This is a genomic window from Pedobacter faecalis, from assembly GCF_030182585.1.
Taxonomy (GTDB): Bacteria; Bacteroidota; Bacteroidia; order Sphingobacteriales; family Sphingobacteriaceae; genus Pedobacter; species Pedobacter faecalis.
Genome location: NZ_JARXOW010000002.1, coordinates 422,866 through 432,939, shown reverse-complemented (window position 1 = coordinate 432,939; position 10,074 = coordinate 422,866). Strand labels below are relative to the sequence as shown.

Annotated in this window: 7 protein-coding genes; 2 read left to right on the top strand and 5 right to left on the bottom strand. The window is 47.6% G+C overall.

Annotation, left to right across the window (positions count from 1 at the left end):
- Window positions 1-186, top strand: a 186-nt coding sequence (locus QEP07_RS15605; RefSeq protein ID WP_285011138.1) for a hypothetical protein, incomplete at its 5' end; no start/stop codon positions are given.
- Window positions 187-727: 541 nt separating this feature from the next.
- On the opposite strand, the gene QEP07_RS15600 is transcribed toward QEP07_RS15605, so the two are convergent.
- The 5 genes from QEP07_RS15600 to QEP07_RS15580 form a co-directional block, all read right to left on the bottom strand.
- Window positions 728-1,858: a TlpA disulfide reductase family protein gene (locus QEP07_RS15600; RefSeq protein WP_285011136.1), complete on the bottom strand. Its 1,131-nt coding sequence runs from the start codon at window positions 1,856-1,858 to the stop codon at window positions 728-730.
- 2 nt (window positions 1,859-1,860) lie between these two features.
- Complete coding sequence (locus QEP07_RS15595) at window positions 1,861-3,363, bottom strand: RagB/SusD family nutrient uptake outer membrane protein (RefSeq protein ID WP_285011134.1); 1,503 nt, start codon at window positions 3,361-3,363, stop codon at window positions 1,861-1,863.
- Window positions 3,364-3,379: 16 nt separating this feature from the next.
- Window positions 3,380-6,940: a SusC/RagA family TonB-linked outer membrane protein gene (locus tag QEP07_RS15590; protein ID WP_285011132.1), complete on the bottom strand. Its 3,561-nt coding sequence runs from the start codon at window positions 6,938-6,940 to the stop codon at window positions 3,380-3,382.
- Between the two features lie 133 nt (window positions 6,941-7,073).
- On the bottom strand, window positions 7,074-8,189 hold the full coding sequence (locus QEP07_RS15585; RefSeq protein ID WP_285011130.1) for a FecR family protein: 1,116 nt from the start codon (window positions 8,187-8,189) through the stop codon (window positions 7,074-7,076).
- Window positions 8,190-8,243: 54 nt separating this feature from the next.
- The gene (locus QEP07_RS15580; RefSeq protein WP_285011129.1) at window positions 8,244-8,816 is read right to left on the bottom strand and encodes an RNA polymerase sigma factor; all 573 of its coding nucleotides are present in this window, start codon (window positions 8,814-8,816) and stop codon (window positions 8,244-8,246) included.
- 294 nt (window positions 8,817-9,110) lie between these two features.
- Here QEP07_RS15580 and QEP07_RS15575 point away from each other — a divergent pair, with 294 nt between their 5' ends.
- Complete coding sequence (locus QEP07_RS15575; RefSeq protein ID WP_285011127.1) at window positions 9,111-10,064, top strand: Rpn family recombination-promoting nuclease/putative transposase; 954 nt, start codon at window positions 9,111-9,113, stop codon at window positions 10,062-10,064.
- Window positions 10,065-10,074 lie beyond the last annotated feature (10 nt).

Genomic DNA, 10,074 nt, shown 5'->3' with positions numbered 1-10,074 from the left:
AAAGTTTTTTTTTCGTGCCTCAAAGTTTTAAAACCCTTTCTAACACGATCAGCAGATATTCTACTCAACCTCTCAATCACTGAAGCTTCCCTCAGCCAACCCCTTCCTCCGAAGCGGAGTGCAAAAGTAGAAAAAAATCCGCTCCCACCAAAACAAATCAGCCTTTTATTGGTTTACCCGGTCTAACTTGCTAACTTACAGCAGGGAAAAATTTCATCCTGATTCCTCGCTTTTTTAAAAGGCGGCAGACTTGTTTAGTTTGTACAGGCTGTACAATACATAATAACTCCATATATATACATATAGTATGTTTGTTGGTAGAGCCAGTGTGTCTGCCTGTATAGCTATATACGGATACGGCACGGGTAAGGCCTGGCAGCCACCAAGCGGCCAGTGAGTCCGCCATGAGTCCGCCATGAGTCCGCGGTGAGTCCGCCTTTTCCCTGAAAAAACGCGGACTCATGGCTCACTCACACTACTCCCAAAGCAGACTCACATGCCACCTGGTGCACACCAGGTAGCATCCAAGACAGATTTCATGAAGCGCAATACGAATGTTAAATAATGTTAACCGCTTTGCAGAACGACTCGAGACACTAGAAAGGAGCAGATTGCTCGTTACAAACAACAATTTCGATTCCGCCACCAGCAAGCGACGGCAATAAAACAATGAAAACGCCCGCTACATAAGTAGCAGGCGTTTTCTCACCATAACACGGCATAAACTCTACCTAAATATCCCAGCCAGCGCTTTATCCAGTTCATCGCCGTGCAGATTACGACCAACAACCCTGCCCGATGGATCCAATAATATGTTCTGAGGCACAAAGCGGATATCAAACTTTTTAGCGACTTCATTATCCCAGTACTTCAAGTCGGATACCTGAGTCCAGTGCAACTGATCAACCTGGATAGCCTTCAGCCAGCTTGCCTTATTCTTGTCAAGCGATACGCCCAAAATCGTGAAGCCCTTATCCTTGTAGGTATTGAACGCTTTCACCAGGCGAGGATTCTCTTCACGGCATGGTAAACACCAGCTGGCCCAGAAGTCGACCAACACATATTGCCCCCTGAAGGAAGAGAGCTTCACTAACTTTCCAGCGGTATCAGGCTGCGAAAAATCAGGCAGATAACCGCCCTGCGAACTTGCTTTAGCTGTCTTGATCTTTTCAGCGAAGTCTTTCCCTGCTTTCGAGTTGCGAACCTCCGGACTAAGTTTATTAAACAAGGGTTCTATGTCATCAGGATTCAGGTAACTGCCCGCCACCTGATCAAGTGCATAGAGCGACACCGGCGAAGCCGGGTATTGTTCAATAAACTTTCTATAGGTATCGTTTCTTAAATCCTGTTCGAGTTTATCCATTTTGCTACGCACCATACGTATACCTGTCGAGTCCCGCGCCGCCTGGTATTGCCGGGCTTCCTGGTTCAACAGGCTCAGTTTAGCATTATAGGTCATCAGCGCCTTGCGAATAGGTAAAAAATCGATATCTGATTTAGAACCAGAAACAATAACATTTCTCAAGGTATCGGCGGATGAAACGCTTACCCTCCCAGGCTCCAGGAAAAAGTTCAATATGCCAGGCCTGTTGCCGATTGCAGACGATGGACTGAACACCAGTCTCGCAAACACAGGGCCTTCTACCCTTCCCTCAAGTTTAAACTTCCCATTGGCCACATCTGCACTGTCCAATCTGATTGAGCCATCTTTCTCATAATATAAATACGCCGTACCCGAAGCATGCGGTGCAACGGATCCCGAAAGTATAAAATCCCCTTCTGTCTGTTGCCGGGCGAATGCCGTCGCCGCCAGCATAGTCAGCAAGCCCAATACATTTAAACCTATTCTGCTCATCATACTTAATAGTTATTCTGCTCAATCTGTCCCTGGCTTGCCGAAATCTCCACGGCATTAATGGGTACTGCGTACCTGAGACTTTTAACCGGCAAGGTGTAGGTCTGCGTGGTATTTACATCAACCGAACCGGTTCCGACTTTAAAAAAGGTATGGGTCACTATAACATCGTCGCCCGGAGTTTCATTTACGCTAAAGCGGCGGATATCAAACCAGCGGAAGCTGAAAGGCAGTTCACGGCGGCGTTCCCGCAATACCTGTGTGAGCGCATCGGCGGCGTTGCCGGCCGCAAGCGCCGTATAGTTCTTCAGCCTTTTGGCACGCAGTGTATTCGCGGCAGTTAAACCGCTTGCAAAATCGCCACTGCGAACCAACGCCTCCGCTTTGTTCAGCAAAACCTCCGCTACAGTCGGCCCCGAAGGCAAATAACTCCCGTCTCCAAAATACACGTACCGGTACTGTGCAGGGGTGATAACATTGGCTCGTCTACCTCCGTTTTCGATCATCAGCAATTGATAACGCAAGTCCTCGTTACGGTCATACAGCGCCAGCAAGCTTGTACTCGGAATATACCATTGCGAGGTGGCCGTAGTAAAACGGGCATAGAAGAACTCATCCCAGCCGAAGTATCTCGTTGGCCCGTAGTCGTTCAATTCCGAATACCTTAACACCGCCGCAGGGTTGGAATAAGTTGCAGGATTGCCCGGAGGGATCGTATTAAAATCGACAAGTTTAGCAGATTGCGAAGTCAGCGCATTGTTCGCATGCTCAGCAGCCTTATCGTAGTTGCCCGTAAACAAATAATACCTGCTCAGAAAAGCATCGATGCCCGTCTTGCTTATGCGCCACCTTAAGGCAGACTGCACGTCATTGTAGCCTACCAGCGACTGTGCAAGCATTACATCGTCCAATATAAATTTATAGGTTTCCTCCAACGAAGCACGCCTCAGAGACTCTGCATAATCGGGCGTTTTTTTAAGCGGCAGTCCTTTCGACTGCAGGTTTGCCGCCGAGTAAGGCAAGCAGTAATAGTTCACCAGCGTCCAGTAACTATACGCCCTGGTAAAATAAGCATCTGCCTTTACCCGGCGTTTGGCAGCCTCGTCGCCCGTAACCTGGTCGGCATTAGCAAGAACCACATTGGCATGAAAGATCTTTTTAAATTCCGTGTTCCAAAGCGGGTCGGAAGAGGCGCCAGCGATATTGTCAACAGCAAATACGTAGTAGTAGAGGTTGGCCAACAGCACCGAATTTGGATTGTTCTTATATAAGTCGGTCGATATCTCCGTATCATCCGTGGAATACACTGCCGTAGCGTTATGGCCCTCATACCCCATCGCAACAGAGAGAAAATAGTCGCCTTCACCCTCAACGTTATCCAGTAAAGCCTGCAGTTGCTCCACCGTTTTAATATCGGTCTGAATCTTATTCGGCTCGTCCAGGTACTTTTTGCATGAAGTCAGCAAAACCATTCCCAAAACCCATATGATTGTGTTAAATTTTTTCATTGTCGTAGCATTAAGTTTAAAAGACTAAGTTGATCCCAAAAGTGCATGTGCCCAGCGGACGGTCGGTACCCGGCAGCCAATCCGGATTGAAGTTGTTCTTGTTGGCCGCCCATACCAATCCCAAATCCCTCATTTGTGCAAACACTTTAACATTGCGCAGTCCTGCCCTGGCTGCTATGGAGGCTGGAAGACTATAGTTCAGCATCACCTCTTTACATTCTATGTACGATGAGCTTTCTACCAGACCACTCAGATAAGGGAGATAGCGGTCCCACAGATACAAATTGCTCTCATTGGCGTTTGGAAATGGAGGGATGTCGGTACGACCCGCGAAAACATCTGAAATGTACCTGTTGGCAATGGTTTTCCTGGAGCCTACATAAGCAAAGTTGTAGTTGTAGGTTTGGTTGCGGTAAACACCGCCGAACGTGCCGATGAACAAAACGGACAGGCTTAAATTCTTATAACCAAAGGTACTGTACCAGCCAGCGGTGTGCGGTGGAATGGCTGTGCCCTCATAATTGAGGAACTGCGCGCCCAAACCATTTAGAAGTGCCACGTTGTTGAATGTGCTCGGCTGACCATTTACACCGGAAACATGCGGCACACCGCCGATCGTGCCTGCGTAAGTAAACGAGTAAACCGGGTTTATTGGCTGCCCCTCTACTACGGCATTCGGGATGTCGAGCATTTGTGCAGCAGTGAGTGAAGGATAATACAGATTATTTACCTCGTTCTTGTTGTAGGCATAATTCAGCGATGTCTGATAGGTAACAGGAATACCCGGCAGTTTTACCTGCGTACCCAGTTCTACTTCAATACCCCGGTTGGTTATGCCCGCATTATTAAATTTCTGGCTGGTTGTACCCGTGGCAGCAGCCAGCGCTATAAAGCCGGTGATGTCTTTACCTTTTTTATTGTAAAGGTCAATTTTACCGTAAAGTTTACCGTCGAACAACACGTGATCTATGCCAATATTGGTAGTGGTAGTTTTCTCCCATCGCAGCGTAGGGTTACCATTATCCAAAATGAACGCAGTGATGGTACCAGTAATAGGGCTCGGAGATGTGGATACGGTTAGTAAGGTATTGGTCGACGTAGTTTTCTCCACGTTACCATTACGGCCATGGGTTAGACGCAGGTTCAGGCGATCAAGCCAGCCAATGTTCTCCGCGAAACGCTCCTCCTTGATATTCCACAAACCGCCTACCGACCAAAGCGGCGCCCAACGCAGGGATGGGGTTCGCGTGATATAATTGGAAGCATCGGTTCGGATACTACCCGAAATCGTATACTTGCGGTCGTACGTATATGCAGCATTGCTGTAGTACGAAACGAACCGGTCCATTTCGTAATCAAGCACCGGAGAGCCACCTTGCAGTTCTGTCTCCCAGCCATCGATGCCCACCAGTTGCTCTACCGAACTGCCATAGCCATAAGGCGGCACCGTAGTCTGCAATTTATCCGGATAATAGCCGTACAACCATGGGTTCATCCTGGTATTTATGCGATACTGCGAAATTTCCGTACCCACAATCGCATTGATACTATGTTTACCACCAAAATCTTTTACAAAGCTGAGTTGGTTGCGAAACACATAGCTCGCAGAATTGAGCACGGTGTCCCGGCCAATACCGCCTTTAGGCACGAATTGCCTGCCCACTGTTTCTGTGTCTGAAAAGTATTCCACGTTTTGGTTGACGATGTTCCTGGCATAGAAAGTTTCCTCACTGTTATAGATGTCAATCTCCCTTTTGCCGCGCTCATATTGTATTTTAGAATCAAGGCTCAAACCCGGAATGATCCGGACGTTAAAACCTGCCTGAATCCTGGCATTGTAATCCTCGGTGCGAAACTTGCGGCCGCGGACCTCACGCAACAAGTTGTAACTAAAATCGCTATACGGGAAGTCGCTTAAAGGCAACTGCGATAAAACCGCCCTGTTGTACGTATTTAAATTCACGGAATAACTCCCATCCGGGTTCAATAGTGTTTCGTAGGGCGACAAACTTCTCAGTTCAGTGGGGGTTGCTCCACTGTTATTCTGGTCCTTATACTGTAGATACATTCCAACATTGAAGGTCAGGAACTTCGCCAACCTATATTCGTTGCTGAAATCCAGGCCATAACGATTATAGTCGGAACCCTGGTAACGGGTCTTATTATCTTCAAACAAGAGCGAAGCATAAGACTTTGACTTATCGCCGACCATTGAAAAATTTACGTTGTATTGGCTAAGCACCGCCCGGCGCAACAGCAGGTCGCTGATCTGGCCATGGTTACTGATCCTGCTTAAACTATCCAAACCAGCGTTCATCGCCGCTGTGCTTATTGCGCCGCTCTTGTTCGAATAGAGAAATTCCTGCCCAAGCGTAAGGGGTTTCATCAGGTCGTCGGGAAACGAGCCGGACGTTTCCCGGAACACCCACCTGTTTTCGAAAGCCCTGCGCTCCAGGGCAATCTGCTCGGCTGAGGTGGCCAGAGGAATTAATTGGTTCAGATCCGTACGTTCTGAGATGCGGGTAAATGCACTTGCGGTGACGTTCAGCCCTGTTTGACCAGCATTGCCTTTTTTGGTGACAATCACGATCACACCATTTGCCGCTCGGGCACCCCAGATGGAAGCCGCAGCAGCATCTTTCAATACCGTCACCGATTCAATATCATTGGGGTTGATCGTAGAAAAATCGTTCCCGGACACCGGAAATCCATCTACCACAATCAGCGGCGCCCTTTCACCGTAAATGGAACTGCTTCCCCTGATGAGAAAAGATACCGAGCCGTCGGCGTTTTCCTTACTTTGCATCCCTGCTACCAAACCCTGCAAAGCCGTAGAAGGATTTGACACCGGTCGGTTGGCGAGCACCTCCTGTCCTATCTGATCATAAGCACCCGGTGCCCGTTCCTTTAATAAGCTCTGATAACCTGAAGTTACCGTAACCTCGTTTAAAGCATTGTTGACCGCACGCATCGTGATAGTCCCCTTCACTTCAGAGGCGCTCAATTCCAGCGACTGATAGCCAATAAAGCTGATGACGATGGTCGCTTCCGGATCGACCTGCCTGAGACGGAATGTACCCTGTTCATCCGTGGTGGTTGTTTGGCTGCTGCCCTTTACCTTTACTGTGGCGCCCGCCAGGGGCTTGCCCTGTTCGTCGGCTACCGTTCCGCTCACGTCTATCGCCTGAAAAAAACCCATCAGCCTGTCTACAAGCGACCTTTCCTTCAGCTTGATCATCACTGTTTTGTCTGCAATTTCATACTCCAGCGGCTGCCCGTTAAAGCAAGCCTTCAGCGCCGCCTCTATCGAAGCGTTCTTCAGGTTGATGGTGCCGGTTTTCAGATCCTTTAGGTCGGCCGTGGTGTAAACAAAATCATAACCGCTTTGCCTGCTTACCGATTTAAGCACTTTTTCAAGGGACGCGCCTTTGGCAGACAAGTAAACCTGGGCCTTGGTTATGGCACTCACTTGTAAAAGGCAAACGCTCATCAGCAGCATGGTAAGTTTCATAACCCGTAGTATTTGCCTGGGCAGGGCCAATGGCCTGCCGCCCAGATAATTTCCGTTAAATTTCATTAATTTTGAATGTTTGGTTTAAAGTTGATGTCTATTCGAAAAAATGAGTTCAGCCGGATGCCATACAGAAGCGGGAGTAGGTCGAAGCACTCTCGCTTTACTTTTATAAAGGCTCCGGCGCGTAATAGTAGCACTATTTCATAACCGTAACCCTCCTCCCTTCTAGTTTAAAGTGAACATTATTGGTGTACGATAATTTATCGAGTATTTTACTGATACGGTCAAAACGGCCAATAGAAGCCGTAAAGGTTTCCGTTGGCGGCGCACCCTCATAGTGCACCTCTACGTTGTACCAGCGCGACAACTTGCGCATAATGCTCTGAATATTTTCGTCCGCAAAGATGAATTTGCCATTCTTCCAGGCTATCGCCTCCTCCATGTCTACCCGGCTGATGCTGATCTCACCCGAGGCCGGAATGCTTGCCTGCTGGCCCGGCTTTAATACCGTCTTACCGTTCAACTGCACCGATCCTTCCAGTAAGGTTGTTTTCACGGCCGGCTCGTCCGCATAATTGCTGATATTAAAATGTGTACCCAATACTTTTACCTCCTGATCACCGCTTTTCACGATAAAAGGATGCGCCCTATCTTTAGCTACCTCAAAGTATCCCTCACCCGAAAGTTCAACACGGCGTTCGTTCAGCGCCTCAAAAGAAGCCGGATAGCGCAGTGAAGATTGGGCGTTGAGCCAAACCTCCGTGCCATCAGGGAGTTGTACCCGATACTGCCCGCCCTTCGGCGTTTCGATGGTATTGTAGCCCGCAGCAGCAGCGCCACGCGCATTACCTGCGACAGAATACACCAATTGCCCGTCGGCCGTCTTGGTAATGGTTATGCCGGCCTGACCGGCGATCTGACCGTTGGCCGCTTCTGTCAGTGAGATTTTTCTGCCGTCTGCCAGCGTCAGGTAAGCCTTGTTGCCCCCCGGAGCAATATCCTGCTCAGCCGTCAAATTAAGTTGCTGCCCGGATTGTCTCACCTGGTAATACATGAGTGAGGCTCCTAAAATAGCGACGATAGACGCTGCAGCAGCAATACGCGGCCATAACCGCTTTTGACGAGCAGGATATTTCAACGGCAGTCTGTTGCTCACCTCCTTCAGGTTCAGCTCAAGCCGTTCTTCAGTCAGGTTTAAAGGCCGTTGGGCTGCCTGCTGATTATACCAGCTCTCCAGGATCGCCTTTTCCTGTTCAGAACAGGTGCCGCTCCGGTATTTTTCCAGTAAGGATTTGATTTCTTGTTGGTCCATAGTGCAAAGGCCTATTATCCTTTATACTATTATGACGGCCAAGCCAGGGCTGGGTTATAGAAAGAAAACCAAAAAAGAATTAATTTTTGGCCGAAGGATTTTTAAAGCATTGTGCACCTGCTGTTTAACCGTTCCCTCAGAGATATTCAGCATCTCACTGATCTCCCTGTAAGAAAGTTCACCGCTCCTGCTTAGTTCAAAGACCTCTCGCATTTTCGGGGGCAACGAAGCAATCTCCCGTTCAATGATGGCAGCCAGTTCCTTGGCCCTGATGCTCTCGTCGGTTTCATAGCGGCCCTGCTTCACAAAATCGCCTATAGAATCCAGATAGCGTGCAATAACCTTCTGGTGCGTCATCAGATCGAACACCCGGTTCCTTACCGCGCCGTACAGGTAAGACGACAGAGACACCTTTAGGTTCAGCGCCCCTTTTTTCTGCCACAAAGCGAGAAAAAGATCAGAAATAATGTCGCTGGCCTCGTCCTCATCGCCCAGCAAACGGTAAGCATGCTTGTACAGCAAGACTTTGTACCGCTCAAATATCTCCGTGTAGGCATACGCATCGCCCTGTTGCAAAAGGGCTGCTAATTTGCCATCGGTATATTTAGCATAATCTGACTCGCGCATTCTCACGATGCAATTTACTGGAAATTAGCAGGAATTTATAACAGATAATCTTGGGTAATTTGCGCAACTGCGCTTCGGGTGTGCAACTATCCCGGAAAAGTGCACCGTTTCCCTAAACCGCTGCTTACAGATGTATCGTAAAAAATACGATGCCATCATAACTCAATTTAACAACAATTACTCAAAACATTGAAATATCACTCAAACTATTGACATAAAGCACTGAATAATAATCATTTATAAGTTACCAACTTATTGAATCAGTTGATTACGTTTGCTTCTAACATTTCAAATATGATTCAGACGCAGAACACAAAATCCACTTACATCAGCCCTTTTACGGACTTTTCATTTAAAAGAATCTTTGGTTCGGAAGCCAGCAAAGGCATACTTAAAGCCTTTCTGAATGAAGTCCTTGAGGGCAGGCGGACAATCGAAACCATTGAGTACAGTAAAAACGAGTATCTGGGAGAAATTGAGAATGAAGGCGGAATTGTGCTGGACGTGGTATGTACAGACCAGTTCGGCAACACGTTCCTGATAGAGATACAACGTGCAAAACAGTCCTTTTTTAAAGAGCGGTCCATATTTTACGCCTCGAAACTGATCGCCGAACAAGCCCCTAAAGGGAAAAGGCACCACTGGCAATATGATCTTAAAGACGTTTACCTGGTTGCTATATTAGAGAATTTTGAATTGCAGGACAACTGCGAAGAACAATACATCCATCATATCTGCCTGACGAACAAGGCTAATGGGGAAATATTTTATAAAAAACTGGGTTTTACCTATATCGAAATGCGTAACTTTGTTAAGAGCGAACAGGAGTTGACTTCTAAAATGGATAAGTGGCTTTTTGCACTTAAACATATGACGGAATTTCCTACCCGGCCTGAAAGCATGCCTGAACCAGAATTTGAGCAACTCTTCGAGCTCGCGAGATATGCGAATTTAAACAAGGAGGAAAAATATATGTACGACCAGAGTTTAAAAAATAAATGGGATACTTACGGGGCATTAGAATACTCTAAAAAAGTTGGCCTGGAGCAGGGCATAGCGGAAGGAATTGAACAAGGGATGAAAAAAGGCATGGAAAGGGGCATAGAGAGGGGCTTAGCTCAAGGTCGGATACAGGGCGAAATCGAAAAGGCAAAAGCTATTGCCCGTATCCTAAAGGAGGATGGTTTGGATATTACCTACATCGCCAAAAGTACCGGCTTGAGATTTGAAGAGATCGAAAGCTTATAGCATTTTGTGG

Bases quoted from the DNA above. Each gene is read 5' to 3' on its own strand.
- QEP07_RS15600 (WP_285011136.1), bottom strand. From the start codon at position 1,858: ATGATGAGCAGAATAGGTTTAAATGTATTGGGCTTGCTGACTATGCTG.
- QEP07_RS15595 (WP_285011134.1), bottom strand. From the start codon at position 3,363: ATGAAAAAATTTAACACAATCATATGGGTTTTGGGAATGGTTTTGCTG.
- QEP07_RS15590 (WP_285011132.1), bottom strand. From the start codon at position 6,940: ATGAAATTTAACGGAAATTATCTGGGCGGCAGGCCATTGGCCCTGCCC.
- QEP07_RS15585 (WP_285011130.1), bottom strand. From the start codon at position 8,189: ATGGACCAACAAGAAATCAAATCCTTACTGGAAAAATACCGGAGCGGC.
- QEP07_RS15580 (WP_285011129.1), bottom strand. From the start codon at position 8,816: ATGCGCGAGTCAGATTATGCTAAATATACCGATGGCAAATTAGCAGCC.
- QEP07_RS15575 (WP_285011127.1), top strand. From the start codon at position 9,111: ATGATTCAGACGCAGAACACAAAATCCACTTACATCAGCCCTTTTACG.